Genomic DNA, 26,386 nt, shown 5'->3' with positions numbered 1-26,386 from the left:
TCCGCGACGGTCAGCGGACCTTGGCGAAGAACGCGCGGAGGTCGGCGGCGAGGTGGTCCGGCCGGTCCATGGCGATGAAGTGGTGGCCGCCGGGGTTGTCCTGCGGCCAGTGGACGATGGTGTTGTGGCGTTCGGCGAGCCGGCGGATTCCGGGCGGTCCGCTGTAGACGCCGGTCGGTACGGCCATCTGTCCCTCCGGCCAGCCGAAACCGGTGCTGTCGTAGTACGGCCAGGCCGACGTCCCGAACGTCCCGGTGAACCAGTACAGGCTCACGTTGGTGAGGAACAGGTCGCGGTCGATCACCTGCTCGAGCGGCCTGCCGGAGGCGTTGAACTCGTGGAACTTCTGCGTCATCCAGGCCAGTGCCGCGATCGGGGAGTCGTGCCATCCGCAGGCGAAGGTCTGCGGCGCCGCGCGCAACAGCGCATGGTGGTCGACTCCGTTCATCCAGTCCTGTCGCTGGAACCACGCGAAGACCGCCCGCTCCTCCTCGGTCATGTCCGGAAGGTCCTTCTCGGTGGGGAAGCCGAGGCCGCTGACGACGTAGACGCCGGCCACGTGGTCCGGAGCGGCCTTGGCCACCTCCGGCGCGACGTAGGCGCCGAAATCTCCGCCGTGAACGCCTGCGCTTCGCCTACCGGTCCGGCGACGGCACCGAGACCCGGCGGCTGACCGAGCCGTACCGCCTGGTGGCGGCCGGGCGCCGCTGGTATCTGCTGGCGTACGACACCGACCGCGACGACTGGCGCTTCTTCCGCGTCGACCGCATCGGCGAGCCGCAGGCGACCGGCGTGCGGGTCCCGGCCCGTGTGCCGCCCGAACAGGACGCGGCCGCGTTCATCAGCGGCAAGATGTACTCGCTCGCGCCGACCTACCAGGTGGTGGCGACCTTGCACCTTCCGGCAGGCCAGGTGAGAAGCCGGCTCGGCGCCGCCGCGGGAGAGGTCGAACCGATCGGCGAGCGTAGCTGCCGCCTGCGCGGACCGGCCGACACCCTGGAGTGGACGGCGGCGCGCCTGCTCATGCTGGGCTGCGAGTTCGAGGTGCACGAGCCGCCCGAGCTATCGGCGTATCTGCGCGAACTGGGCGCCCGCGCCACCCGCGCCGCCGAGCCCCCCGGCGGAGCCGGTGACGCACCGGGCTCCGGCGATCGCCCGGACGACACGCGCACCCTGTCACCTGGGTCCGAAACCTGACAGGTCCTGCCTGGACTCCACCGCCGAGGCGCCCCGAACCCGCCCCCCGTCCCGGTCACCGGCCTGCGGCATGTCCCCCCTCTTCTTCAGCCGCGGTCGGGGGCCTCGCCGTAGGTGTGGATGAGGGCGCGGAGTTCGGCCACGGCCTTGCGGGAGCGGGCCTTCTCGGCGCCCTGGATGCCCATGGCGCCGACGCTGGACCCGTCGGCCAGGTCGAGCTTGGGCCACGGCTCGCCCTCGGGCATGGTCACGCCCAGCACCTCGGGCCACTCGTACCGGTGGACGCGCACGGCGTTGACGACGGTGATGCCGCGGTCGTCGGCCTCCACCCGCAGCCGGCCGAGCAGGTGGAGGATGAAGCCGACCAGGCACCCGAAGGCCACCAGGCCGATGCGGTCGGGCAGCTTGAACGGCGCCGGGAGCACCAGGGCCAGTACGAGCGACCCCACGACCATCACCGTGGCGAACCCGTAGGCCAGGATCATGGCCCGGCGCGGACGCCAGGTCATCGGCAGGGGCGGTGCCTGCTCCGTGTCAGGCACGGCGGCCCGTCCGGCGGTGGGGGCAGGTCGGCCGGCGGGCCGGTCGGCTGGTTGAACGGCGCGGCAAATCGCTCATCCCTTCAGGTCACGCAGCACCATCGCTGTCTCGAGAGCCGCGACCGTGGCCTCGTACCCCTTGTCCTCATGGCTGCCGGGGAGGCCCGCCCGGTCGACGGCCTGATCAAGGTTGTCACATGTCAGCACCCCGTTGCCCACCGGAGTCGACTCGTCCAGGGACACCCGGGTCAGTCCGGATGTGACCGAGTCGCAGACGTACTGGAAGTGGGCGGTCTCGCCGCGGACGACCACGCCGAGGGCGACGACCGCGTCGCAGCGCCGCGCCAGGGCCTGGGCGACGACCGGGACCTCCAGGGAGCCCGCGACCCGGACGGTGACCCACTCGGCCCCGCACTCCTTGGCCGCCTGCTCCGCACGGGCCACCAGCTGGTCGGTGATCTCCTGGTGCCAGCGGGCCGCGACGATGCCGACCCGCAGTCCCTCGGCGACGACGGGGGCGGCCTGGGGCCGTCCGGTACCGCTCACCGGTTCTCCTCTCTCGCCGAGGCCGGCGTGGGCCGGCTCATCGGACGCCTTCGATCTGGTGGCCGAGGCGGTCGCGCTTGGCCGTCAGGTACTTGATGTTGTACTGGTTGGCGGCGGCGGGCATGGCCTCGCGGCCGAGCACCTTGATGCCGTAGCCGTCCAGCCCGCGCAGCTTGGCCGGGTTGTTGGTCAGCACGCGCACCGACTTGACCCCGAGGTCGGCCAGCATCTGGCCGGCGTTGGAGAACTCGCGGGCGTCCACCGGCAGGCCGAGCTCCAGGTTGGCGTCCACGGTGTCGCTGCCGTTGTCCTGCAGGCTGTAGGCCCGCAGCTTGGCCAGCAGGCCGATGCCGCGGCCCTCGTGCCCGCGCAGGTAGACGATCACTCCCCTGCCCTCGGCGGCGACGGCGCGCATGGCGTGGTCGAGCTGCACCCCGCAGTCGCAGCGCAGCGAACCCAGGACGTCCCCGGTCAGGCACTCGCTGTGGGCGCGGACCAGGATGTTCTCCCCGTCGCCGAGGTCGCCGTACACCAGGGCGAGGTGCTCGCCGCCGTCGATGCCGCTGGCGAAGCCGTAGGCCCGCCACACGCCGTAGCGGTTGGGGATCTCGGTGACCGCGACCCGCTGGACCACCCGCTCGGTGCGGCGGCGGTACTCGGCGAGCTGCTCGATGGACACCAGCGCCAGGTCGTGCTCGTCGGCGAACACCCGCAGCTCGGGCAGGCGCGCCATCGTCCCGTCGTCGTTGACGATCTCGGCCAGCACGCCTGCGGGGGTGAGCCCGGCCAGCCGGGCGAGGTCGACGGCGGCCTCGGTGTGGCCGCGCCGGGCGAGCACGCCGCCCTCGTGGTAGCGCAGCGGGAAGATGTGACCCGGCCGCGCCAGCTCGAACGGCTCGGTGGCCGAGTCCGCCAGCGTGCGGATGGTCTTGGCGCGGTCGGCGGCCGAGATGCCGGTGCTCACCCCGTCGCGGGCGTCCACGCTGATGGTGTAGGCGGTGCGCAGCCGCTCGCGGTTCTGGTGGACCATGAGCGGCAGGCCGAGGCGGTCCAGGTCCCGCCCGAGCATGGGGACGCAGATCACGCCGCTGGTGTAGCGGATGGTGAAGGCCAGCAGCTCCGGGGTCGCCTTGGAGGCGGCGAAGATGATGTCGCCCTCGTTCTCGCGGTTCTCGTCGTCGACGACGACCACCGGCCTGCCGCGGCCGATGTCCTCGATCGCCCGCTCGATCGGGTCCAGCGTGATGTCGCTCATGCCGTTGCCACCTCCAGTCCGCGGCTGTACTGCCGCCGCCATTCGCGGATCCCGAGCAGGACCATGACGAAGAAGATTCCGTAGACGACGCCGGAGACGACCAGGCCGGAACCGAACGCCAGGGGCACGCCGACGAGGTCGACGGCGATCCAGATCCACCAGAAGTCGATCAGGGCCCTGCCCTGGGCGTAGGTCGCGATGGCGCTGCCGACGAAGATGTAGGCGTCGGGGAGCGGCGCCCACGACCAGCCGGTGACCGAGAAGAACAGGGCGACCAGCGCCGTCGCGGCCACCATGACCGCGACCAGCGTGAGGCGCTCGCGGGTGCGCCCGGGACGCACGGGCAGCGGCTCGCCGTCCCTGGTGCCGCGCATCCAGCGGAACCAGCCGTAGAGGGCCAGCAGGCCGAACATCGCCTGCTTCAGCGCGTTGCCGGTGATGTGGGCCTGGACCGAGGCGACGAACAGCAGCACCGAGCCGACGAGCTGCACCGGCCAGGTCCAGATGGTGCGCTTCATGGCGAGCACGACGGTGGACAGCGCGCAGATGTTGCCGACCAGGTCGGTCCACAGCACGTGCTGGCCGAGCAGGTCGAAGCCGGCCTCGGTCCAGCTCATGACGCCACGCCCTGTCCCCGGGGGGCGAGGAGCTTCTCGACGTACTTGGCGATGACGTCGACCTCGAGGTTGACCGGGTCGCCGGGCTTCTTGGATCCGAGGGTGGTGAGCCCGAGGGTGGTGGGGATGAGGCTGACGGCGAACGCGCCGGGCTCCACGGCGGCGACGGTGAGGCTGACGCCGTCGACGGCGATCGAGCCCTTCTCGACCACGTAACGGTCGAGTTCGGCGGGCAGGGACACCCGCACGATCTCCCAGTGCTCGGCGGGCTCGCGCGCGAGCACGACGCCGGTGCCGTCCACGTGGCCCTGGACGATGTGACCGCCGAGCCGCTGGTCGGCGCGCACGGCCCGTTCGAGGTTGACCGGGTCGCCGGGGGTGAGCGCGCCGAGCGAGCTGCGGTCGAGGGTCTCCTTCATCACGTCGGCGGTGAAGGTCTCGCCCTCGACGGCGACGACGGTCAGGCAGACCCCGTTGACCGAGATCGACTCCCCGTGGCGGGCCCCGGGGGCGACGGCCGGGCCGCGGACGGAGAAGCGGGCCGCGTCGGGCAGCGCCTCCACCGCGGCGATCTCGCCGAGCTCCTCGACGATTCCTGTGAACATCAGATCTCCTTGTGCGACGCGGCCGGCGGCGGGCCGGAGCGCGGGCCGTTCAGTGGCGTGCGTGAGGGACCAACCCGCCGGGGCGTCCGCCTCTTCCGCGCCTCGGGCGCGGCACGGGGGACCCAGGCCGGGGTGTGCACGGCACGGGACGGCGCGGCGCGCTCTGCGGCGCGGCACGCGGGATACGACGATCGGCCCACCCGGCCCCTCCTACTCGCCAGTAGCTTTCTTGCCACGGCGGGCCCCGGGGTGATCGGGTGCGGCACGGCACCACGAAGGCGCACGGCGACGGATCGCCGGACGCTCGCGCGCTTCCTCCCATCCGGACTTTCACCGTCGGTCCTGGAATTCCACCAGGTCAACCGGCCGATGGACTCGGCCGGGTCGCGGACTGTCACCGCCGGTTCGGAATTTCACCGACCCCGGAGCACGCTGCTCTGCTCTCAGTGTGCCACGCTCGGCAAAGCGGGCGTAACCCGCGAGAACCCCTATGGTCAACAAGCGCTTGGTAGGTGGGGTACCCCCGGGGTCAGGCCGCCGACATCAGCTTCCAGGCACGCCGGGCGTCCGGGCTGTAGCGCAGCCCCTCGGGGATCACCCGCGTGCCGTGGTACAGCGCCTTGAGCGCCACGCCCGCCCACACGTCCTCCAGCGGGGTCGCCGGCAGCCGGTACAGCCGCCGGGCCCAGCGTGGCAGCGTGGCGAACGCGAGCAGGGTGATGAGCGGGACGGCCGGCTTCAGCGCGGCAAGGCGCGCGGGCACCGGGGCGTTCAGCGACAGCAGCAGCGGATGGGCCGCCTCGGGCACCAGGTACAGACCCGGGCGCCGGGCCTCGATGTAGGCGCGCATCTCGGCCACCGAGCCGGGCACGTCGTCCTCGGCCAGCCCGACGAGCGTCGCCGAGCGCCGCTGCTCGGCGACGAACCGGTCGGCGTCCTCGGCGCTGAGCCGCACGCCCGCGCGGCGGGCCACCGTCAGGTAGGAGTCGACCTCGCCGACGTGGACCCAGCGCAGCGCGTCGGGGTCGTCGAGCCGGAAGTCCTCGCCGGTGTCGGGGTCGTGCGCGGTCAGCCTGGCGTGGATCTTGCGCACCCGGGCGCCCGCCTTGCCGGCCTCGGCCGTGGTGCCGTAGGTGCGGACCCGGACGAACTCGGTGGTGCGCCAGAAACGCGCCCACGCCTCGTCGGGGTCCAGGAGGGCGGAGTTCTGCACCAGGCCGCGCATCGCCCGCGGGTGCAGGCCCTGCATGAGCAGCGCGCGGAAGCCGCCGACGAACTGGACGGGCTCCCCCATCACCCGCCAGGTCACCGACTGCGGACCGAAGAGCCCGTGGTCCATCGCGCACACCTCCGCAGAACCCGTAAGTGACGCGTTACCCCGGATTCCGCCGTCCACACCGGGAACCGCGCAGGAGCGGGCACTTTTACGGGGGACGCCTGTTATGCGGACGGTCACGTCATGGCCAGGTCATGGCTGTGTCACAAAATCGTGACACAGCGCGCGACAGGGGATCCATAGTGTGTCGTACGCCATCGCCGCAGGTCAATGGGGTAGCGGACACAACCTGATTGACTTTGCACAACGAACGTTAAAAAGCTCCTCAGCGGGCGGCCAGGAGATTGACCAACGGCTAATTAATTGCCAAAGTTCCCTCTAGTCACGATTTACTGCGATCAGATCTCTGGGGTGGCACCCGCACAATGGCTCTCCCCTCTCCGGCAAGGACCGAAGGTTCCGACCCCGTGGACGCCGTCCAGGCCGCGACCGCCGGCACCGGCGAGACCACCCTCGTGGGCCGCTCGCCGGCCCAGCTCATGTGGCGGCGCTTCCGCCGCGACAAGACGGGCGTGGTCTCCGCCGTCATCGTCGTGTTCTTCGTCCTGGTCGCGCTCGGCGCGCCGCTGATCTCGGCGGTGTACGGCAAGGACCCCTACACGACCTACGGGCTGGACAACCCCGGGCTGCTCAACGCCTACGGCTTCCCGATCCTGCCGAACGGCGGCATCAGCTCGCAGTTCTGGTTCGGCATCGAACCCGGGCTCGGCCGCGACGTGTTCACGCAACTCGTCTACGGCATCCGCACCTCGCTGCTGATCGCCCTGGCCGCCACGATCATCACGACGGTGCTCGGCATCGTGGTGGGCATCGTCGCCGGGTACGCGGGAGGGCGCACCGACTACCTCATCGGCCGCGCCATCGACGTCCTGCTGTCCTTCCCCTCGACGCTGTTCATCATCGCCTTCATGCCCGTGCTGGAGAACCTCCTGGTCAAGCCGGACGAGGAGACCCCGGTGTGGCTGCGCGCCGCCGCGCTGATCATCTTCTTGACCGTGTTCGGCTGGGCCGGGCTGGCGCGCCTGCTGCGCGGCAACGTGCTGTCGCTGCGCGAGCGGGAGTTCGTGGAGGCCGCCCGGGTCACCGGCGCGTCTCCGGCCCGGATCATCTTCAAGGAGCTGCTGCCCAACCTGTGGACGCCGATCCTCATCCAGTCGACGCTGCTGCTGCCGGCGCTGGTCACCTCCGAGGCGGCGCTGTCCTTCCTCGGCGTCGGCATGATCGAGCCGGTCCCCGACTGGGGCCGCATGTTCCTGCGCGGCACCGAGGTCTACCAGTCCGACATCACCTACCTGATGTTCCCCGGCATCGCGCTCCTCATCTTCGTCATCGCCTTCAACCTCCTGGGTGACTCGGTCCGGGACGCCTTCGACCCGAGGATCAGACATTGACCCGGCCACGCACCCTGCACATCTCTAAGACCAGGAGTGAAATGTCAGCACGAACGCGGTCCGCTCTGGCCGTCTTCGCCATCGGATCCCTCGCCCTCACCGCGGCGTGCTCGCAGGGCAACGCCGGCGCACCCCCCGCGAGCTCCGGCGGCGCCTCCGCGTCCGCGTCCCCGACCAGCATGACGGACCTGTTCGCGCCGCCGAAGGTCACGGTGGGCACGGCGGACGACTCCAAGGGCCCGTCCATCCCGCCGGAGGGCGTCGTCAAGGGCGGCACGGTCAACATGATCGACCGTGACGACTACCCGCACTTCGACCCGGCCCGGGTCTACGACAACGTGACGGCCAACTTCCACAAGCTCATCACCCGCCAGCTCACCGGCTACAAGCGCGTGGCCAAGGGCGAGTACAAGGTGGTCGGCGACCTCGCCACCGACGCCGGGCAGGTGTCCGACGGCGGCAAGACCTGGAAGTTCACCCTCAAGGACGGGGTGAAGTGGCAGGACGGCAGCGCCATCACCTCCGCCGACGTCAAGTGGACGATGGAGCGGCTGTTCGCCCCGTTCATCACCGAGGGCCCGCCCTACATCCAGCAGTGGCTGACCGCCGAGGACTACAAGAAGGCCTACGGCGGGCCGTACAGCGGCAAGGAGCTCGACACCATCGAGACCCCCGACGACAAGACGGTGGTCTTCCACTTCACCTCGCCGCACGCGGACGCCAACTACGCCCTGGCCATGACCGGCTACGGCATCGTGCCCAAGGCGAAGGACACCAAGGAGAAGTACGACAAGGAGCCCTTCTCCAGCGGCCCGTACATCATCGCCAAGCACACCGTCGACAAGTCGATGGACCTGGAGCGCAACCCCAACTGGGACGCGGCCACCGACCCGATCCGCGGCGCCTACCCCGACAAGTGGCACCTGGAGTTCGGCTTCCAGGCGCTGCAGGTGACCGACCGGTTCGTCGCCGACACCGGCGACGACAAGAAGACCCTCAGCTTCTACAGCCACGTCGCCGCCGAGCGGACCCAGCAGGTCGTCGAGAACGCCGACCTGCAGTCGCGCCTGCTCAAGCAGCCCTCGCCCTACGGTGACTACTACTACTTCAACCTCGACCGGGTGAAGGACATCAAGCTGCGGCAGGCGATCAATTACGCCTGGCCGACCCAGCAGATCATGCAGATCAGCGGCGGCCCCGCCAGCTCGGTGATCAACACCACGATCCTCAACCCGAGCGTGTCGGGCTGGCAGGACTACGACGCCTTCGGCATGAAGCAGCACCCCAACGGCGACCTGGCCAAGGCCAAGGAGCTGATGGCCCAGGCGAGCGACAAGACGCCGACGCTGGTCTACGGCTACAACGACACCCCCACCGAAGAGCGCATCACGGTCGCCATCAAGAACCAGCTCGCCAAGATCGGCGTCAAGATCGTCGCCAAGCCGATGAACACCAAGACCTGGTACGACTCGACCAGCAAGGTGGACAACGGCCTGGACATGTACTGGGGCGGCTGGGGCGCCGACTGGCCGACCGCGGCCACCGTGTTCCCGGTCATCTTCGGCCCGATCCACGACGGCGGCTACAACCAGTCGCACCTCAACGACCCGGCCGTCACCGCCGAGATCAAGCGCATCGAGGGTCTGGCGGACGCCACCGAGGCCAACAAGGCGTGGGGCGACCTGGACAAGAAGATCATGGAGACCATCACCCCGCTGGTGCCCGCGCTCAACAACGTGGGTCTCCAGCTGCACGGCTCGCTGGTGGGCGGCGCCGAGATCGACCCGATCCAGTGGGTCGTCTCGCCCGACACCATCTTCGTGAAGTCTTCGTGAAGCACTAGCAGTCCCGGCTCCGGGGCGCCGCGAGGCGCCCCGGAGCACCTCCACTGAGATCGACAGGCCATGCTCAGATTCCTGACCCGCCGGACCCTCGGCGCGGCGGTCATCCTCGTGATCATCGCCGCAGTGACGTTCTTCCTGTTCTTCGCCATCCCCGCCGACCCGGCGCGGCTGGCCTGCGGCAAGGTGTGCCCGCCCGAGACGCTCGCGCAGGCGCGGCACAATCTGGGCTTCGACCAACCGATCTTCGTCCAGTTCGTCAACTGGCTGGTCGGCGTCTTCGTGGGACGGGACTACGAGGGGCTCGGGCACTGTCCCGCGCCGTGCCTCGGCTACTCCTTCGTCAACCACGCCCCGGTCTTCGACACCATCACCGACCGGATGCCGCTCACGATCTCGCTGACCGTGGGCTCCGCCGTCATCTTCCTGCTGTTCGGCGTGGGCACCGGCATCATCGCCGCGCTCAACCAGGGCCGGCCGCTGGACAAGATCGCCAGTGTCTCGTCGCTGATCGGCGCCTCGGTGCAGATCTACTTCGTCGGCACGCTGGCCATGTACTTCCTGGTCTACCAGTGGCACGTCATCGAGCGCCCGCAGTACGTGCCCTTCACCGACAACCCGCTCCAGTGGGCCTACGGGCTGCTGCTGCCGTGGGTGGTGCTCGCGATCATCTTCACCGCGAACTACACCCGCATGGCCCGCTCCACGATGGTCGAGCAGCTCTCGGAGGACTACGTCCGCACGGCGCGGGCCAAGGGCATGTCGGGCCGCACGGTGGTCCTGCGCTTCGCGCTCAGGGGCACCCTCACTCCCATCGCCACGATCTTCGGCATCGACATCGGCACGCTCATCGGCGGCGCGATCATCACCGAGAACACCTTCAGCCTCCAGGGCATCGGCCGGCTGTCCATCCAGGCCGTCCTCAACTCCGACCTGCCGATGCTGATGGCGACGGTCCTGCTCGCCGCCACCGCCATCGTCGTCTTCAACGTCGTCGTGGACGCGATGTACGCGGTCATCGACCCGCGCGTCCGTCTCAGCTAGGTGTCACCCGCTCGACCGCTCAGCTAGGAGCAACCGCTTGACCGCCGTCACACTCTCCGACGCAGGCCCCGGACGCCGGGGCGACTCCTTCCTGTCCGTGCAGGACCTGCGCGTCTCCTTCAGCACCGAGGACGGCGTGGTGCGGGCCGTCAACGGGCTGTCCTTCGAGGTGGAGAAGGGCACGACGCTCGGCATCGTGGGCGAGTCCGGCTCGGGCAAGTCGGTGACCAACCTGGCCATCCTCGGACTGCACGACACCGACCGCACCGAGATGCACGGCGAGATCTGGTTCGAGGACCAGGAGCTGATCGGCGCGAGCCGCGCGACCATGGAGCGCCTGCGCGGCAACCGCATCGCCATGATCTTCCAGGACCCGCTGACCTCCCTGTCGCCCTACCACACCGTGGGCCGCCAGATCAGCGAGGTGTACCGCAAGCACAAGGGCGCGAGCAAGAAGGAGTCCCGCGACCGGGCCGTCGAGATGCTCGAACGGGTCGGCATCCCGCACGCCACGACCCGCGTGGACGACTACCCCCACCACTTCTCCGGCGGCATGCGCCAGCGCGTCATGATCGCCATGGCGCTGGTGTGCGACCCCGACCTGCTGATCGCCGACGAGCCGACCACGGCGCTGGACGTGACCGTCCAGGCGCAGGTGCTGGACCTGCTCAAGGACCTGCAGCAGCAGATGGGCACCTCGATCATCCTGATCACCCACGACCTGGGCGTGATCGCCAGGACGGCGCACCAGGTGCTGGTCATGTACGCGGGCCGGGCCGCCGAGCGGGGAACCGTCCGCGAGGTCCTTACCGAGCCGCGCCACCCCTACACCTGGGGCCTGCTGTCGTCGATCCCGCGGCTCGGCGGGTCGGTCGACGTGCCGCTCACGCCGATCAGGGGCACCCCTCCCAGCATGCTCGCCCCGCCGCCCGGCTGCCCGTTCCACCCGCGCTGCGACTACGTCAAGTACGCGGGCCCGGAGCTGTGCACCGGTGAGCGGCCCGACCTGTCGCCCGCCACCGGGCACGGGGACGCGTGCTACCTGACGCTCGCCCAGAAGCAGGAATTCCTCGGACAGATCAAGGGACGACCGTGACCACGCCGCTGCTGCAACTCGAAGGGCTGACCAAGTACTTCCCGGTCATGGGCGGGTTCGTCCTGAAGCACCAGGTGGGCAAGGTGCACGCCGTGGACGGCGTCGACCTGGCCGTGGACGCCGGCCAGACGCTGGGCCTGGTCGGGGAGTCCGGGTGCGGCAAGTCCACCCTGGGCCGGCTGGTCGCCCGGCTGCACGAGCCGACCGACGGGAAGATCCTCTACCAGGGCGGCGACATCGCGCACAGCTCGCGGCGCGAGCTCAAGCCGATCCGCCGCGACATCCAGATGATCTTCCAGGATCCCTACAGCTCGCTCAACCCGCGCCAGACCGTGGGCGCGATCGTCGGCGGCCCCATGGAGATCAACGACATCCGGCCCGAGGGCGGCGTGCAGAAGCGCGTCCGGGAGCTGCTGGAGATCGTCGGCCTCAACCCCGAGCACTACAACCGCTTCCCGCACGAGTTCTCCGGCGGCCAGCGGCAGCGCATCGGCATCGCCCGCGCGCTCGCCCTGTCCCCCAAGCTGATCGTCGCCGACGAGCCGGTGTCGGCGCTGGACGTCTCCATCCAGGCGCAGGTGGTGAACCTGCTGCAGCAGCTCCAGCGCGACCTCGGCATCGCGTTCCTGTTCATCGCCCACGACCTGGCCGTGGTGCGCCACGTCTCCCAGCGGGTGGCGGTCATGTACCTCGGCAAGATCGTCGAGGTGGGCGACCGGACGTCGATCTACGAGCGGCCGCGCCACCCCTACACCCACGCGCTGCTGTCGGCCGTCCCGGAGGTGGAGCTGCCCGAGGAGGGCGCCCCGCCGGCCGAGCGGATCCGGCTGGCGGGCGACGTGCCCTCGCCCATCGACCCGCCGTCCGGCTGCCGGTTCCGCACCCGGTGCTGGAAGGCCAAGGAGAAGTGCGCCGCCGAGGAGCCGCCGCTGCTCCAGATCACCGGCAACCGCGACGGCCACCTCACCGCCTGCCACTTCCCCGAGGAACCCACCACCCACGGCCGCGACGTCGTCCTGGACCCCGCCCTCGCCTGACCCGCGCCGGGCCGGCACCTCCGGTATGAGCGAAAGCCCAGGTCGTGGGCATGCCTCTCTAGCCTGGGCGTGCCGCTCTAGCCTGGGCATGCCGCTCTGTTGTGGGCGTGCGTTCCAACGTGGGCATGATGCTCTGTCGTGGGCATGATGCCCTCAGGGGAGTCGGCACGAAGGGGGCGGGGCCTCATGGAGCCCACCGGTGCGCCGGCCGTGCGGGTGGTGCCGCCCGGCGGCGGGGAGCCGGTCGCCATCCCGGGGTTCGGCGCGGTCTTCAAGCTCCACGGCCGCGACACCGCCGGGCTGGTGGCCATCGTGGAGCACCCGTTCGCCGTGGGGGCGATCACCGCGCCGCACCGGCACACGCGCGAGGACGAGCACTCCATCGTGGTCGAAGGCCGGATCGGCTTCCGGTCCGACGACGAGGAGGCCGTCCTCGGACCCGGCGGCTACATCACCAAACCACGCGGGCAGATGCACGCCATGTGGAACGCGGGGACGGTTCCCGGCCGCATCATCGAGGTCATCACCCCGGGCGGCTTCGAGACCTACTTCCGCGAGCTGGCCGAGTTGCTCACCTCCGCCGAGCGCACCCCCGGCGTGGACCTCCACCGGACCCCCGAGTTCACCGGCCTGGCCGGCAAGTACGGCCTCACCTACGGCGCCCCCACCTGGCTCCCCGACGTCGTCGCCCGCTACAACCTGAGCCCACCGTCCCACTGATGCGGTGACCACACACGTCACCGGGCTCGGCTCTCCACCCTCGCCCCCGTGCTTGCGGTGATCGGCGGCGGGTCGTGGTACGGCGATGCCGGCGCCCGCTTACGGTGCCCGAGCCGGTGCACGTTCCTGGACAGCGCGCGGTGATGACGCATCTATGTGGTCAGGCGGGCGCGGAACTTGGCGACCTTGGCACGGTTGCCGCAGCGGCTCATGTCGCACCAGCGGCGGGTTCCGCGGGCGGAGTTGTCGAGGAACATCCGGGTGCAGGCGGGACCTTCGCATTCGTGCAGCTGGGCCGCCGACGGGCCGGTGACGAGGGCGATGGCCGCGCGGGCGACGAGCGAGAGGGACGCCCGCGCGGACCCCGAGCGGACGAGCGCACCGGTGTCGTCGAGGCGCACGAGCGGCGGCGTGACCGCGGCCGCCTGGTTCACGATGGTCCGATCGGCCGGATCGAACGAGGCGACGGCGACGGCACGATCTGAGGCGGCCGAGCCGGTGTCGCCGGCCACGGTGTGACGGCTGGAGTGGGCGGTCATGGCGGCGTACGCGAGGCGGTATATGGCCTCCCGGAGGGTCTTGGCGGCGGCGAGGTCGTCGTCGTCCGTGGAGGCCGAGGGGTCGGCGATGCCGGCGGCCGTGAGCCAGCGGCGCAGGTCGGCGGGGGTGTGAAGGAACTCCACGGGGGTGCCGCCGTACCGCCGTCCGAGCGTGCCGGTCAGGTCGAGCGCGAGGTCACCGCCGAAGAAGTTGAACTCCACGACGCCATGGTAACCACCTTGACCGGTTTCACCGGGCCGTCCATCATGTAACTCCATAGACCGGTTACATTACGGAGGTTGTTCGCCATGACCGTGCGTGTGGGCATCAACGGCTTCGGCCGCATCGGCCGCGCCCTGCTCCGGGCCCAACTGGGGCGCCGGGAGGACGTCGAGATCGTCGCCGTGAACGACCTCACCGACGCGCGGACGCTCGCGCACCTTCTGAGATACGACACGACCGCCGGCCCGCTGCCTGTCGGCGTCACGGGGGGCGACGACGCGATCGAGGTGGACGGCACGAAGATCGCCGTTCTGGCCGAGCGGGATCCGGCGCGGCTGCCGTGGAAGGAGCTGGAGGTGGACCTCGTCGTCGAGTCGACCGGCCGGTTCACCGACGCCCACCAGGCCCGGGCGCACCTCGACGCCGGCGCGAAGCGGGTGCTGATCTCCGCCCCCGCCAAGAACGAGGACCTGACGCTGGCGATCGGCATCAACGACGACCTGTACGATCCGGAACGCCACACGATCGTCTCGAACGCCTCCTGCACGACGAACTGTCTCGCCCCAATGGCGAAGGTCCTGGACGACACGTTCGGGATCGAGCGGGGCGCGATGACCACGATCCACGCCTACACGCAGGATCAGAATCTGCAGGACGGACCGCACCGCGACCCTCGGCGTGCGCGCGCGGCGGCGCTGAACCTGATCCCGACCACGACGGGCGCGGCGAAGGCGATCGGCCTGGTCCTGCCCCGGCTCAGCGGCAAGCTGGACGGTTACTCGATCCGCGTGCCGGTGCCCGTCGGGTCGCTCACCGACCTGACCGCCGAACTCGGCCGCGAGACCACCGCTGAGGAGATCAACGCCGCGTTCCGGGCGGCCGCCGAGGGCCCGCTACGGGGCATCCTGGAGTACACCGAGGACCCGATCGTCTCGAGCGACATCGTGGGCAGCCCGGCCTCCTGCATCTTCGACGCCGGCCTCACCAAGGTCGTCGGCGGCACCCAGGCCAAGATCTACGGCTGGTACGACAACGAGACCGGCTTCGCCAACCGCCTCCTCGACACCACCCTCCGCATGACCGCCTGAGAACCGTCGTCCTCGCGCACGTTCCCCCGCGCCCGTCCGCCCCGGCGTCCAACCGCCACCGGACCGGTCGCGGCGGGGCGCCCGCGCCGTGAACCACTCGATCAGCCGTGAACCACTCGATCAGGCGGTGGCGGGCTCACTCAGCCAGGCAAGGGTGAACTCTCCGTCGTGGCGGACGCCGTCGAGGAACGCCTGCCACTCGGCCTCCGTGTAGACGACCGGCGGGCCGTACCCCCGGCCCTGGACGACCACCCCGCGCCCGTCGCGGGATACCGTCGCCTCCCCCGCCGACCGCGCATCCGCGCCGAGCCGGTCCAGCCCCAGCTCACCCGCCCGGACACCCTCCAGGAACACCGGCCACCCCTCGGCCCCGAACCCGACCACCGCCCGCCCCGGCCCCACGTCATTGGAGTTCCGCACCCACACGGTCCCCCCGTCGAACCGCGCCTCCACACAGTTGCTCTGAACACCACTGCGAGCACTCTTACGCCATACGCCATCTCGTCGCTGAGCCTGCATGATGAATCGGCGCCCCTTCCTACCGGAATGTGCCGATTACAGGTTAGACGCACTCTCCGCGAGGAGTAAGGCAGTTTCTTCGGGACTCAGAGCGAGGTCACACAGGAGATCGAAAGCGGAGACGTACTGGGCGACGCCCCGCTCATCCTCGATGTAGGCGTCACTGTTCATTGTCTCCACATGTACGACATCGAGCTTGGGAAGACGGAGAAGGGTGAACGCCCCGAAGAGTCCTGGATTCGGCCGCCCAGTGAACGGGAGCACCTGCAGCGTGACATGAGGCGACTCTGCCACTTTCGAAAGGTGATCTAGCTGGTCCCGGAAGACCTCCGGGCCGCCGATCGGATGATGAAGCGCCGCCTCATTGATCACCACCCTCATGACCACCGGCTTCGGCCCCACGAGGATGGCTCGGCGCTCCATCCGTACGGCGATGAAATCGTCGAGTTCCGCGACGCTGCCGAAGTGCGCCAGCGCCGACACGAAGGTCCGAGCGTACGCCTCCGTCTGCAGCAGTCCGGGCACGAGCGAGGTTTCGTACGTCCAGATCGCCGTCGCGGTCGCTTCGAGCCTGATCCGATCCAGGTACGACGGGGCGAGAACGTCCCCGTGCTCGACCCACCAGCCGCGCCGCTCCTGCTGCACCTCCGCCGCGACGACCATCAACTTGTCCCGCACACCGATGTCCGTCACGCCGTACGCGTCGAGAATGGGCGGTATGTCGCGCGGGGGGATGCCGACGAGGCCGTTCTCGATGCGACTCAGGGAAGCCGTCGATCGCCTGCACTTCTCCGCCGCGACGGCGAGAGAAGTGATGCCCGCCGCCAGCCGGAGCTCCGCCAGCTTGGCACCGAGCCAGCGCTGCCGAAGGGACGGCGTATCCGAAATCACGTGCACTCCTTTATCCGTACCATCACGGCCAAACGGACATTACAACTCGCTCTCCGTAAGGATTTCGCTCAACCAGCTTGCGCCCAGCAAGCCCCGGGGCTCACTATAAAACGCGCACGGTGATTACGGAAAGTCGTCGGCCAACAGCATTCCGCGACATCGGCCTGTTCGTGGCCGATACGAAGAACCGGATGGGAGCAGCACCGGTGAGGCGGAAGTGCCAGACAGGCTTTTCTCCGGAACTCCTAATCGCCATTGCCAACACGACTTCCGACATGTCGGAAAAATCGGCGTTTACGAAAGGAATGCATCATGATCGCGATGCGCCTGCGTACAGTGGCTTTGATGGCCGGGCGCCTTACCGGCCGTCTGCGACCGGAGCCGCACGGAAAGCGGCGCAGTCGTGGCCTCACCCCCACCTGGCCGGTGTCGCCGGTGGACTGCGTCGACTGCCCGACGTTCAGTCAGCCGTTCTCGGCGGTGCCGTCGGAGGTCAGGGCGGCGCGGGCGTTCGTCACCGCGCTGCTCGGGCCGGACCATCCCTGCCACGACGACGCGATCCTGCTGACCAGCGAGCTGGCGGGGAACGTCATCCGGCACGCGGTGCGGGGTGAGTTCGCCGTCTCGGTGGCGCTGGTACCGGGCGGAGTGAAGATCACCGTGGGCGACCGGGGGTCGGCCGCGATCCCCCGGCCGCGCACGGCCGGGGACGACGACCTGTCAGGCAGAGGACTGGCCATGGTGGACACGCTGGCCACCCGATGGGGATTCCAGCGCACCACCGGCAACACGAGCGTCTGGTTCCACCTCACCGAACCCGTCAGAACCGACGCCTGACCGCCGAGGCGACGCCTACGCCGAGCCGGTCAGGACGCGGCGCGTTCGGCCTGTGCTCTGAGGTCGCGGACGGCCTTCGCGGGGTCGTCGGAGCCGTAGACGGCGTTGCCCGCGACGAAGACGTCGGCGCCGGCCTCGGCGCAGCGCTCGATCGTCCTGGAGGAGACACCCCCGTCGACCTGGAGCCAGATCTCGCCGCCGTGCTTGCGGATCATCTCGCGGGCCTTGCGGACCTTGGGCAGCATGATGTCCAGGAACGACTGCCCGCCGAAGCCCGGCTCGACGGTCATCACCAGCAGCATGTCGATCTCGCTGAGGATGTCCTCGTAGTCCTGCACGTTGGTGGCCGGGTTGAGCGCGAACCCGGCGCGGGCGCCGGCCTTGCGGATCTCCCGCAGCGTGCGCACGGGGGCCTTGGCGGCCTCGGCGTGGATGGTGACGCTGCCCGCGCCGGCCTCGACGAACGAGGGCGCCCAGCGGTCGGGATTCTCGATCATCAGGTGGCAGTCGAGCGGCAGCGTGGTCGCCTTGGCCAGCGACTCCACCACCGGCGCCCCGATGGTGAGGTTGGGCACGAAGTGGTTGTCCATGACGTCGACGTGCAACCAGTCGGCGACGCCCGCCACCTGCCCGGCCACATCCGCCAGCCGGGCGAAGTCAGCGGTCAGAATGCTGGGTGAGATCTGTACGGCCATAATGCCGCAGTCTAGAACCCTCCCGACCCCGAAACCGCTCCCGAGCACTGAGCCGCCGAGTTCAGGAGACCGAGCGCCTGCCAGGTCGATCAGCTGTTCTTGATCACCCGTTCATCACACCACCGAATCATGACGGTACAGCGCACTCATAATCCTGACCGCCAGACGCTGCGGAAGAGGTCGGCTGCCTCGTCACGCAATGCCTGCGGGATGCGACCGGCTTCCCTCTCGTTGGCTCGCAGTGCCTCTTCCAGCAGGTCCCGCTCGATCTGCCGCTCGGCCGCCGCGTTGAGATGGACGAAGATTCCTTCGGCGCCGACGCGCTCTCGCGTGTCACGGACGTCGCCCGCGCTCACGGCCCCTTTCACCTCGGTGACGGGATCCTCGGCGAGGGGCAGTCTCCATTCAGACTCCCTCATGTGAGCATTCAACTACGAACAGTGCCTAGTGGCCCACTCTTGAGCAAACGGACAACATGACCACGGTGCTGCCCACCTGTGCCCATTGCCGAAGACCTGGGCCGCTGGGTCAGATGCGTTCGAGGTCGGCGAACGAGGTCTCGATCTTCATGCCTTCGGGGAGTTCGGTGACCAGCGTCCCCCTGTGCACGGCGGCCAGCTGGTAGTTGCGCCCGCTCCGGTCGAGGCGATATTCCTCGACCGAGCCGACCCGGTCGCCGTCCATGACGACGATGAGATAGACCGGTATGCCCTGGGCGGCGTACTCGGCGCGTTTGTCGTTGAAGTTGACCTCGTCATCGGAAGAAGTGATTTCGACGGCGACCAGGACGTCACCGGACCACAGACGCGCGCCGGCTTCAAGACAGCGAAGGACGCTGATGTCCGGTCTCCTGAAGGTGAATCTCTTCCCTGCCTGGTAGCGGTAGCGCATGTCGGTGTCCTGCAGGACGTCGATGCAGAGATGCGACGGGCGGGCCACTAAGAGCGCGACGGTCAGATTGCGTGAGACGCGCTGGTGCCCCGGCGTCGGCGACTCGTGGAACATGGCACGGCCGTCCACGACCTCGATCGCTTTACAGATCTCCTCCGGCAGAGCCTCGTACTCCTCCTGCGTGATGAGCAGACTGGACGGATCGGCAGCCCAAGGTGGAAGGGGCATACGAGGCTCCTCTGGAAGGCCGGGGATCGATCAACCCGCTCTGAGTGCGGCGACAGACTCGACGAGGCCCGCCCTCTCCAGAGCGTCAAGCACGTCGTCCACGGTCTCCGGTGGATTGGTGCGCGAGTCGGCGATCTGCTGCACACAAGCCCAGACGACTCGTGCGTCCAGTCCTATCTGGCCCAGCACGAAATCATCGGGGGACCTCGCCTCGACGCCCCAGGAGCCCAGATGCTCCGGCGGGAAGTCCCTGAGGTTCGACGTGACGATGACCTGCGCGCCCGCCTTGATCGCCGCGGCGAGCACGTGCCGGTCGTTCGCGTCCGGAAGCTTCAGTCCCTCGATGAGCGGCTCGTACCCCTCGATCAGGCAGTCGCGGACCGCAGTGTTCATCAGAAGACGAAGCCTGGTCAACCTTTCTTCAGGGATGTCCGGCCGATCAGCAGCGAGGTTCCGTTGCATCTCGTCGAGGATCCGCTCGCTCCACTTGGCTTGGAGCCGTCCTGTCATGGCCAGGCGGATGAGCAGGTCGCGAAGCGTGTTGCCATAGAGCACGTTCGCGTCATAGACCACTACGAAACTCATGCCTAGATGTCCAACTCCTGACCCAGAGCAGCGAGTTGGTCAGCGGCCGTCCGCCTCTTGGCGTCATCGCGACGTCTGTACTCCTGCAGATCTTCACACGTGACCCGCCGATGCTTGCCGACCAGGCGGTAGGGGATCTCCCCCTCGTCCAGCAGCTTGATCAGATAGGGACGGGAGACGTTCAGCATGTCCGCCGCCTGTTGGGTCGTCAGTTCGGCCTGCGACGGTATGACCGTGACGCCCCGCCCTTCAGCCGCTTGGGCAAGGATGAAGGCCAGCAAACTGACCGCTTCGCGAGGCAAGATAAGCGGATCGGCACCGCCATGCTCGCCAGTGACCTTTATGGTCGCCTGCTCCGGAGCATGCATCAGATAGTCCTTGATCCGGCGCACAGCACGACCGGCCATCTCGGCGTCGATGCTCCCCGGATGCACGCGTTTGGCCTGCACGTCTGACATCACGACACCTCCTATTCGCAGTATGCGCAACAGACGAAATATTCGCAACCTCGGAGAGCCGCGTGTCCTGCGGCGAACGTCCACAGGTGATGGGACGACGCTCCAAGAGGGCTGACACCCTGGTACGCGTCGCTCATGGGGACAGACGTCGGGGGTGCGGGGGCGGAGCCCCTGCTGTGGGGCGGAGCCCCTCAAGGAACGCTGTCCGAGCGGAGCGAGGGCCTTTTCGCGGTGGCCCCGCTCGTGCCGTGGGTTTGTGGGTGGGAACCCCGACGAGCGCTGTCCGAGCGGAGGCGAGGGCCGTTTCCTGGGGGGTCTTCAGTTGTGGCGGAGGCCTTCTATCCAGCCGGATTCGACGGCTATGCGGACGGCGTCGGTGCGGTTGCGGGCGCCGGTCTTGGTGATGACGCTGGAGATGTAGTTGCGGACGGTCGCGGCCGACAGGTGCAGTTCGGCGGCGATCTCGCCGGTCGTGGCGCCGGAGCCGACCAGGCCGAGCACGGCGGCCTCCCGGTCGGTGAGCGGGGTGACGGTGGCGGACATAGCGGCCAGGGCGAGGGTGGCGTCGATCACCCGCTCGCCCTGGGTGATCCTGCGGATGCTCTCGGCCAGCCGCTCGGTGGGGGCGTCCTTGAGCAGGAAGCCGCTCGCGCCCGCGTCCATCGCCCGCTTGAGCAGCCCGCTGCTGGCGAGCCCGGTGAGGATGAGCACCTGGCAGGACGGCATCGCGCGCTTGAGGCGGCAGGTGGCCTCGATGCCGTCGACGCCCGGCATCTCGATGTCGATGACGGCGACGTCGGGCGCGCAGGCCAGGGCGTGCGGGACGACCTTGTCGCCCCGGTCGATGCCGGCCACCACCTCGATGTCGCCGGTCAGGTTCAGCAGCGCGGTGAGGGCGCCGCGGACGACGCCGTGGTCTTCGGCCAGCAGAACGCGTATCAACGGTGCTCACTTTCCCGATCGTCTACGGCGGGCAGCCACGCCCGCACCTCGAACCCGCCTTCCCCCGTGCCACCCGCCGATAGGGACCCGCCCATCTTCGCCGCCCTCTGGCGCAGCCCTGCCAGGCCCGAGCCGCCGCGCCGGGCGGCCGTCTCCCGCCGGACGCCGTCGTTGCGCACCAGCAGGCGGACTCCCCCGTCCACCTCGTCCAGCTCGATCAGGCAGTGCCGGGCGTCGCTGTGCCTGACGATGTTGGTGGCCGCCTCGCGCACGATCCAGCCGAGCGCGTCGCCGGTCTCCTCGTCGATCTTCTCAAGGCCGAGGCGCAGGTCGCAGCGCGCGCCGGTCAGTTCGATGAGCGCGACGGCCGCCGACAGCTCCGCGCCCACGTCCAGGGAGCGCCTGGCCGCCACGACGTCGCGGATCTCCTGGCGCGCCTCGACGGCGATGGCGATGGTGGCCTCCACCTCGGCGGCGGCCCGCTTCCTGTCCGCGCCGGCCAGGGCCAGGGCCAGCTCGGTCTTCAGGGTGATGGACGCGAGCGTCTGGCCGAGCAGGTCGTGCAGCTCCCCCGCCATGCGCAGCCGGTCCTGGTCCACGGCCGTCGTGGCGAGCGCGACCCGCAGTTCGCGAAGTTCGCGCACGAACCTGGCGTAGTGCACGATGCCCGCGGCGACCACCGAGGCGACGAGGACTCCGGCGCTCTTCTGCACGGCGGGCACGGCCACGGGGGACCATTCCACGAGGGTCAGAGGGTACTCGGCGGCGGCGACGGCGAGCAGCACGCCGAGTCCGTACCGGAAGCGGAACAGCAGCAGCCCGGCGGTGGCGACGATGAGCGGGGTGTAGATCCAGACCGATCCGAGGAACGGGACCGCTCCATAGACGACGGCGGCGAACAGCAGGAAGGTCCGCGCCCGGTGCGGCCCTTGGCTCGTTCCCGCGATGTGCCTGGCGACGATGCGCGCGTACACGACGAGCAGCCCGCCGAGCAGCACGACGGCCAGCAGGGCCCGGCCGAGGTCGCCGACGAGCACGAAGGCGAGGGGGGTGAGCCCCCACAGCGCTCCGGTGGCCGCGACGACACCCGTGGTCAGCCATCTGACCTGAGCTTCACTCTCCTGAGCCACGGGTGGTCTCCAACGTGTCCGGATGCATCATGATTTCGTACGCATCGTGACGCCTTCCGGGGCCGGGAATCAACCGTCGGCCGTGACCGTCCTGTCCTCCAGCCACCCATTGGCCCGGGCGATGCGCACGGCCTCCTCGTCGCTGGGGGCGCCGGTCTTCAGGCGGGCCGCCGCGAGGTAGTTGCGGATGGTGTGCACCGACAGCCCGAGGGTGCTGCGCAGATCGCTGCCCCGCCCGCCGGCCGCGACGGCCGAGAGCACGGCGCTCTCGCGCGCGGTGAGCGGGTTGGTGTCGATCTCCTGCTCACCGCCGTCGGCGGCGATGTCCAGGTCGATGTAACGTTCACCCCTGGCCACCACGCGGATGGCGTCGGTGAGCCGGTGGGCGGGCGCGTCCTTGACCAGGAAGCCGCGCACGCCGGCGGCCATGGCCCGCTCGAAGTTGCCCGGCGAGCCGACGCTGGTGAGGATCAGCACCGGCGGCGGCTGCTCCAGCTGTTTGATCAGCCCGGCGGCCTCCAGGCCGTCGATGCCCGGGAGCCCGATGTCGAGCAGGGCCACGTCGGGCCTGCTGCCGACCACGGCGGGCACGATCTGGTCGCCCCTGGACACCTCCTCGACCACGCGGATGTCGCGCTCCTCCGAGAGCAGCGCGATCAGCGCTCCTCTGATGAGATCGTGATCCTCCGCGATCAGAACTTTGATCATTTCCGGTCTCCTGTGGCCGAGATCAGTGCGGCCGCCATCGGGCCGCCGGGAACGTCCAGCGACAGCGTGAACCAGCCGTCTTCGATGTGCCGCCCGCTGCTCCCGCCGACCTGCGTGAGCCGCTCGTCGAGACCGGCCAGGCCGCTCCCGCCCACGGTCGCCTCGGCGGCGTCCGCCGCGCCCGCCCCGGAGGCGGACAGGCCGCCGCCCGCGCGCACGCCGTCGTTGGCCACGGTCACGGTGATGCGGTCGCCGCACGGCTCGACGCCGAGCAGGCAGACCGTGGCGTCGCTGTGCCGCAGCAGGTTGGTGGCCGCCTCGCGCACCGCCCAGGCCAGCGCCACGCGAACCTCCGGGGTGAGCGTGGCGGGCAGCTCGGCGAAGTCGCACCTGACGCCCGCGGTCTCCAGCACCCGGCGCACCCCGCTCAGCTCCCTCTCCAGCGACATCTCGCGGTAGCCCTTGACCACCGCGCGCACGTCGTGCAGCGAGCGCCGGGCGATGTCGTGGATCTCGGTCAGCTCGCGACGCAGCCGGGCCATCTCCTCCGGGGGGATCCGGGTGGCCAGCTCGGTCCGCATGGCGACGACCGACAGGTTGTGCCCCAGCACGTCGTGCAGTTCGCGGGCGAACCGCAGGCGCTCCTCGGTGATGGCGAGCTTGGCGGCCTCCTCGCGGGTGCGCTGCAGTTCGCCGAGCAGCGTCGCGAAGATGGCCAGGCCGGCGAGCGCCCCGGCCGTGAGCAGGTTCTGCACCGAGCCGAACAGCACCCAGCTCATCGGCTGCGCGGCCGAGAGCAGGACGCCGGCGGCGATCGAGGCGAAGAACCCGGCCGCCGCGCCCCACCCCCGCAGCGTGACGGCGAAGGCCAGCGGGAGCATGAAGCCCACGCTCAGCCAGGTGGGGCCCGCGACGAACGGGACGGCCGCCGCGAGCGCGGACATCCCGGCGAGCACCGCGAGGTCCCAGCGGGAGCCCCGGTCGAGCACGGCCCGCACCGACAGCCACAGGTAGCAGCCGGTGAGGCCGATGATGAGCAGGACGGCGCCCGCCGCCCGCAGGGCGGGGTAGGCGCCGAGCGCCTCCGCCAGGGGCACGGCGGCGAAGGCCGCCATGCCGACCAGGAACACCCCGGCGGTCACCCGGGCCAGCCGGACCGTCCCCGGCCCGACCCCCCTCAGCCTCTGCGAGGCTCCCACTTGAACCACCTCTTCGCGGCGAGCAGTGACAGGACGAGCCAGGCCGCCATGACCAGCCACCCCGGCCACATCACGGCGAAGCCCTCCAGGACCGAGACCTTGGCGGGCACGCCCGCGCCGGCGTGCCCCACGTAGTCCCGCCCGAGGTAGGCCGTGGTGATCCCCTCGGCGACCCGCCCGAAGGGCAGGAAGGAGGAGACGGTGCGCAGCCAGCCGGGGAAGGCGGAGACCGGGTAGGCGAACCCCGACAGGCCGATGGCGAGCAGCAGGAACGGCAGGCTGACCACGACGGTGGAGCCCTGGGCGGGGATCCTGCCGCTGACCGCGACGGCCATCGCGGCGAACACCGCGAGGCCGAGCAGCACCGTGGCCGCCAGCAGCGCGGGGTTGGCCGGCAGCGCGATGCCGTGCACCCCCCTGGCCACGCCGATGATCAGCACGAGCTGGAGCAGGCCGATCGACAGCACGGTGAGGATCTCGCCGCCGAACAGGGCCAGGTCGGGCAGCTCGGTGCCGCGCAGCCGCTTGAGGATCAGCAGTTGCCGGCGCATGACGAACGACTCAACCAGCGTCATGAAGCCCAGCGTGGCCATGCCCATGACGATGACCCCGGTCATGACGGCCACCTCGACCGGCGCCCCTCCCCTGGTGCCGCCCGGCAGCAGGGCCGGCATGATCCCGCCAAACACGACGGGGAACAGCAGGGCGACGCCGACCGACACCGGCGTGCGCCAGAACAGCGTCTGGGTGAGCCGGAAGTGCGAGAGCGTGTAGGCGGTCACGTGCCCTCCTCGATGGACCGCGAGTGCGGGAGCGGGCGAGCGGTCACGACGGGCCGCGGGCGCGGGCGCATGCGAGCGGTCACGACGAGCCGCGGGCGCGGGCGCATGCGAGCGGTCACGACGAGCCGCGGGCGCGGGCGCATGCGAGCGGTCAGGACGAGCCGCGGATGCGGGAGTTTACGGGTGGTCATGTGCGGACCTCCTGCCCGCGCCGGTCGGCGATGTCGAGGAAGACCTCTTCGAGCGTGGCCTGGCGGACGTCCAGGCCGCTCAGCCGCAGGCCCCGCACGTGGGCCCAGCCCAGCACCGCGTGCGCGGCCGACTCGGGGTCGGCGGTCACGATGACGCACCGGCGCCCGTCCACGGTGAGCGCGTCGCCGTCGCCCACCGGCAGCCCTTCGGGGGTGGCGCCGTCGGGCAGCTCGAAGGCGACCCGTCCCGAGCCCCGGCCGAGCACCTCGGCCATGGTGCCCTGGGTGACGATCTCGCCCTTGTCCATGATGGCGACCCGGGCGGCCAGCTCCTGGGCCTCCTCCAGGTAGTGCGTGGTGAGCAGCACCGTCATGCCCCGGGCGGCGAGGTCGCGGACCAGGTCGCGCACCTTGCGCCTGGCCTCGGCGTCCAGGCCGGTCGTGGGCTCGTCGAGGAACAGCAGCTCGGGGTCGCCGAGGGTGGCCAGGGCGATGTCGAGCTTGCGGCGCTCGCCGCCGGACATGCGCTTGACCCGCGTCCCCGCCTGGCCGGACAGCCCCACCAGCTCCAGCGCCTCGGCCACCGGGCGGGAGCCGGAGGTGAACCTGCGCCAGGCGGCCACCGTCTCGGCCGCCGTCAGGTCGCCGAACAGGCCGGACTCCTGGAGCACCAGGCCGGTGCGCGAGCGCAGGGCCGCGCGGTCGGCGGGGTCGTGGCCGAAGACCCGCGCCGTGCCCGCGGAGGGGCGCAGGTAGCCTTCGAGGATCTCGATCGTGGTGGTCTTGCCGGCGCCGTTGGTGCCGAGGAGGGCGAACACCTCTCCCTGGCCGACCTCGAAGGAGATGCCGTCGACGGCGGTGAAGGAGCCGTAGCTCTTGCGCAGGCCGCCGACCTCGATGACCGGCCCGTTCACGTCGTCACCCCCGAGTCGCACAGGTAGCCGCAGGGCAGGCAGCCGTTCCAGCTGGAGATGCTGCTGACGGTGCCGATGGAGCTCGCCGCGTCGCCGGCCGCGGTCTCCAGGTCGGTGATGTCGAACTCGCCGTCGGGTTTGGGGGGCAGCGGCGGTGTCCTGACCCCTTCGGGGTAGACGATGCCGTACTGGTGCAGCACGGCCCTGGGCTCGGTCTCGTACCGGTCGCGCAGTTCACCGTCGCCCCACGCCGCCGCGATCAGCCGCGCGAACTTCCTGCGGTCCTGATCTCCGAGGATGTAGATGCTCTCCGCCATCAGGCGTTGTCTCCTCTCCGGCCGA

31 protein-coding genes and 1 riboswitch are annotated in these 26,386 nt (G+C 70.0%); of the genes, 9 read left to right on the top strand and 22 right to left on the bottom strand.

Translation table 11 applies throughout. The annotated features are described in order from the left end of the window. Positions 1-10: 10 nt before the first annotated feature. A complete protein-coding gene (locus tag ABZU32_RS32915; protein WP_354928397.1) occupies positions 11-583 on the bottom strand; it encodes a hypothetical protein in 573 nt (190 codons plus the stop codon). Between the two features lie 41 nt (positions 584-624). Here ABZU32_RS32915 and ABZU32_RS32910 point away from each other — a divergent pair, with 41 nt between their 5' ends. Further along, positions 625-1,197 (top strand): WYL domain-containing protein, encoded by a 573-nt coding sequence (locus ABZU32_RS32910; RefSeq protein ID WP_354928435.1) that lies wholly within the window; start codon positions 625-627, stop codon positions 1,195-1,197. Positions 1,198-1,283: 86 nt separating this feature from the next. Here the strand turns inward: ABZU32_RS32910 and ABZU32_RS32905 are convergent, their stop codons facing one another. The 6 genes from ABZU32_RS32905 to ABZU32_RS32880 form a co-directional block, all read right to left on the bottom strand. Further along, positions 1,284-1,739 carry a PH domain-containing protein gene (locus ABZU32_RS32905; protein ID WP_354928394.1) on the bottom strand — a complete coding sequence of 152 codons (456 nt, stop codon included), beginning with the start codon at positions 1,737-1,739 and terminating at the stop codon, positions 1,284-1,286. A gap of 72 nt (positions 1,740-1,811) precedes the next feature. Next, entirely contained in the window at positions 1,812-2,282 is a 471-nt protein-coding gene (ribH, locus tag ABZU32_RS32900; RefSeq protein WP_354850221.1) for a 6,7-dimethyl-8-ribityllumazine synthase, read from the bottom strand. A gap of 37 nt (positions 2,283-2,319) precedes the next feature. Further along, positions 2,320-3,537, bottom strand: a complete 1,218-nt coding sequence (locus tag ABZU32_RS32895; RefSeq protein ID WP_354928391.1) for a bifunctional 3,4-dihydroxy-2-butanone-4-phosphate synthase/GTP cyclohydrolase II — start codon at positions 3,535-3,537, stop codon at positions 2,320-2,322. Next, on the bottom strand, positions 3,534-4,154 hold the full coding sequence (gene pnuC, locus ABZU32_RS32890) for a nicotinamide riboside transporter PnuC (protein WP_354850215.1): 621 nt from the start codon (positions 4,152-4,154) through the stop codon (positions 3,534-3,536). Before pnuC ends, ABZU32_RS32895 begins: the two co-directional genes overlap by 4 nt. Further along, entirely contained in the window at positions 4,151-4,759 is a 609-nt protein-coding gene (locus tag ABZU32_RS32885; RefSeq protein ID WP_354928388.1) for a riboflavin synthase, read from the bottom strand. The genes pnuC and ABZU32_RS32885 overlap by 4 nt, the downstream gene beginning before the upstream one ends. A 304-nt stretch (positions 4,760-5,063) precedes the next feature. Continuing rightward, positions 5,064-5,194, bottom strand: a riboswitch (FMN riboswitch). A gap of 94 nt (positions 5,195-5,288) precedes the next feature. Continuing rightward, positions 5,289-6,098, bottom strand: coding sequence for an oxygenase MpaB family protein (locus ABZU32_RS32880; RefSeq protein ID WP_354928385.1), 810 nt, complete (start codon positions 6,096-6,098; stop codon positions 5,289-5,291). 404 nt (positions 6,099-6,502) lie between these two features. Here ABZU32_RS32880 and ABZU32_RS32875 point away from each other — a divergent pair, with 404 nt between their 5' ends. The 6 genes from ABZU32_RS32875 to ABZU32_RS32850 all read left to right on the top strand — a co-directional run bounded on the left by ABZU32_RS32875 (position 6,503) and on the right by ABZU32_RS32850 (position 13,224). Beyond that, entirely contained in the window at positions 6,503-7,486 is a 984-nt protein-coding gene (locus tag ABZU32_RS32875) for an ABC transporter permease (RefSeq protein ID WP_354928382.1), read from the top strand. A gap of 41 nt (positions 7,487-7,527) precedes the next feature. Further along, positions 7,528-9,321, top strand: coding sequence for an ABC transporter substrate-binding protein (locus tag ABZU32_RS32870; RefSeq protein WP_354928379.1), 1,794 nt, complete (start codon positions 7,528-7,530; stop codon positions 9,319-9,321). Positions 9,322-9,390: 69 nt separating this feature from the next. Next, positions 9,391-10,371 (top strand): ABC transporter permease, encoded by a 981-nt coding sequence (locus ABZU32_RS32865; RefSeq protein ID WP_354850200.1) that lies wholly within the window; start codon positions 9,391-9,393, stop codon positions 10,369-10,371. A gap of 37 nt (positions 10,372-10,408) precedes the next feature. Next, entirely contained in the window at positions 10,409-11,467 is a 1,059-nt protein-coding gene (locus ABZU32_RS32860; protein ID WP_354928376.1) for an ABC transporter ATP-binding protein, read from the top strand. Then, a complete protein-coding gene (locus tag ABZU32_RS32855) occupies positions 11,464-12,504 on the top strand; it encodes a dipeptide ABC transporter ATP-binding protein (protein ID WP_354928373.1) in 1,041 nt (346 codons plus the stop codon). The genes ABZU32_RS32860 and ABZU32_RS32855 overlap by 4 nt, the downstream gene beginning before the upstream one ends. A gap of 186 nt (positions 12,505-12,690) precedes the next feature. Further along, on the top strand, positions 12,691-13,224 hold the full coding sequence (locus ABZU32_RS32850) for a cupin domain-containing protein (RefSeq protein ID WP_354928370.1): 534 nt from the start codon (positions 12,691-12,693) through the stop codon (positions 13,222-13,224). 152 nt (positions 13,225-13,376) lie between these two features. Here ABZU32_RS32850 and ABZU32_RS32845 read toward each other — a convergent pair whose 3' ends face one another. Further along, the gene (locus ABZU32_RS32845) at positions 13,377-13,985 is read right to left on the bottom strand and encodes an ABATE domain-containing protein (protein WP_354928367.1); all 609 of its coding nucleotides are present in this window, start codon (positions 13,983-13,985) and stop codon (positions 13,377-13,379) included. An 87-nt stretch (positions 13,986-14,072) separates the two neighbouring features. On the opposite strand from ABZU32_RS32845, the gene gap reads away from it, so the two are divergent. Then, the gene (gap, locus tag ABZU32_RS32840) at positions 14,073-15,074 is read left to right on the top strand and encodes a type I glyceraldehyde-3-phosphate dehydrogenase (RefSeq protein ID WP_354928364.1); all 1,002 of its coding nucleotides are present in this window, start codon (positions 14,073-14,075) and stop codon (positions 15,072-15,074) included. A gap of 120 nt (positions 15,075-15,194) precedes the next feature. Here gap and ABZU32_RS32835 read toward each other — a convergent pair whose 3' ends face one another. Together ABZU32_RS32835 and ABZU32_RS32830 are read right to left on the bottom strand one after the other, a co-directional pair. Next, a complete protein-coding gene (locus tag ABZU32_RS32835) occupies positions 15,195-15,593 on the bottom strand; it encodes a DUF397 domain-containing protein (protein ID WP_354928361.1) in 399 nt (132 codons plus the stop codon). Between the two features lie 36 nt (positions 15,594-15,629). Then, entirely contained in the window at positions 15,630-16,484 is an 855-nt protein-coding gene (locus ABZU32_RS32830) for a helix-turn-helix transcriptional regulator (protein ID WP_354928358.1), read from the bottom strand. A 345-nt stretch (positions 16,485-16,829) separates the two neighbouring features. Here ABZU32_RS32830 and ABZU32_RS32825 point away from each other — a divergent pair, with 345 nt between their 5' ends. After that, positions 16,830-17,321: an ATP-binding protein gene (locus tag ABZU32_RS32825; protein ID WP_354928355.1), complete on the top strand. Its 492-nt coding sequence runs from the start codon at positions 16,830-16,832 to the stop codon at positions 17,319-17,321. Between the two features lie 29 nt (positions 17,322-17,350). On the opposite strand, the gene rpe is transcribed toward ABZU32_RS32825, so the two are convergent. The 12 genes from rpe to ABZU32_RS32765 form a co-directional block, all read right to left on the bottom strand. After that, positions 17,351-18,016: a ribulose-phosphate 3-epimerase gene (gene rpe / locus ABZU32_RS32820; protein ID WP_354928353.1), complete on the bottom strand. Its 666-nt coding sequence runs from the start codon at positions 18,014-18,016 to the stop codon at positions 17,351-17,353. Between the two features lie 146 nt (positions 18,017-18,162). After that, positions 18,163-18,435 carry a hypothetical protein gene (locus ABZU32_RS32815; protein ID WP_354928350.1) on the bottom strand — a complete coding sequence of 91 codons (273 nt, stop codon included), beginning with the start codon at positions 18,433-18,435 and terminating at the stop codon, positions 18,163-18,165. 109 nt (positions 18,436-18,544) lie between these two features. Beyond that, positions 18,545-19,135 (bottom strand): Uma2 family endonuclease, encoded by a 591-nt coding sequence (locus ABZU32_RS32810; protein ID WP_354928347.1) that lies wholly within the window; start codon positions 19,133-19,135, stop codon positions 18,545-18,547. 30 nt (positions 19,136-19,165) lie between these two features. Further along, positions 19,166-19,720 (bottom strand): PIN domain-containing protein, encoded by a 555-nt coding sequence (locus tag ABZU32_RS32805; RefSeq protein ID WP_354928344.1) that lies wholly within the window; start codon positions 19,718-19,720, stop codon positions 19,166-19,168. 2 nt (positions 19,721-19,722) lie between these two features. Further along, on the bottom strand, positions 19,723-20,178 hold the full coding sequence (locus ABZU32_RS32800; RefSeq protein WP_354928341.1) for a helix-turn-helix domain-containing protein: 456 nt from the start codon (positions 20,176-20,178) through the stop codon (positions 19,723-19,725). Between the two features lie 318 nt (positions 20,179-20,496). Further along, positions 20,497-21,120 (bottom strand): response regulator transcription factor, encoded by a 624-nt coding sequence (locus ABZU32_RS32795; protein WP_354928338.1) that lies wholly within the window; start codon positions 21,118-21,120, stop codon positions 20,497-20,499. Then, positions 21,117-22,250 carry a histidine kinase gene (locus ABZU32_RS32790; RefSeq protein WP_354928335.1) on the bottom strand — a complete coding sequence of 378 codons (1,134 nt, stop codon included), beginning with the start codon at positions 22,248-22,250 and terminating at the stop codon, positions 21,117-21,119. Before ABZU32_RS32790 ends, ABZU32_RS32795 begins: the two co-directional genes overlap by 4 nt. A gap of 69 nt (positions 22,251-22,319) precedes the next feature. Continuing rightward, positions 22,320-22,958: a response regulator transcription factor gene (locus ABZU32_RS32785; protein WP_354928332.1), complete on the bottom strand. Its 639-nt coding sequence runs from the start codon at positions 22,956-22,958 to the stop codon at positions 22,320-22,322. After that, positions 22,955-24,157: a histidine kinase gene (locus ABZU32_RS32780; protein ID WP_354928329.1), complete on the bottom strand. Its 1,203-nt coding sequence runs from the start codon at positions 24,155-24,157 to the stop codon at positions 22,955-22,957. Before ABZU32_RS32780 ends, ABZU32_RS32785 begins: the two co-directional genes overlap by 4 nt. Beyond that, positions 24,136-24,939, bottom strand: a complete 804-nt coding sequence (locus ABZU32_RS32775; RefSeq protein WP_354850147.1) for an ABC transporter permease — start codon at positions 24,937-24,939, stop codon at positions 24,136-24,138. Before ABZU32_RS32775 ends, ABZU32_RS32780 begins: the two co-directional genes overlap by 22 nt. A gap of 187 nt (positions 24,940-25,126) precedes the next feature. Continuing rightward, positions 25,127-26,044 (bottom strand): ABC transporter ATP-binding protein, encoded by a 918-nt coding sequence (locus ABZU32_RS32770; protein ID WP_354850144.1) that lies wholly within the window; start codon positions 26,042-26,044, stop codon positions 25,127-25,129. Further along, positions 26,041-26,361, bottom strand: coding sequence for a TIGR04351 family putative TOMM peptide (locus tag ABZU32_RS32765; protein WP_354850141.1), 321 nt, complete (start codon positions 26,359-26,361; stop codon positions 26,041-26,043). Before ABZU32_RS32765 ends, ABZU32_RS32770 begins: the two co-directional genes overlap by 4 nt. Positions 26,362-26,386 lie beyond the last annotated feature (25 nt).

This window comes from Sphaerisporangium sp. NPDC005288, assembly GCF_040607475.1.
In the GTDB taxonomy this organism is placed as follows: Bacteria; Actinomycetota; Actinomycetes; order Streptosporangiales; family Streptosporangiaceae; genus Sphaerisporangium; species Sphaerisporangium rhizosphaerae.
This window is presented reverse-complemented; position numbering and strand designations above follow the sequence as displayed.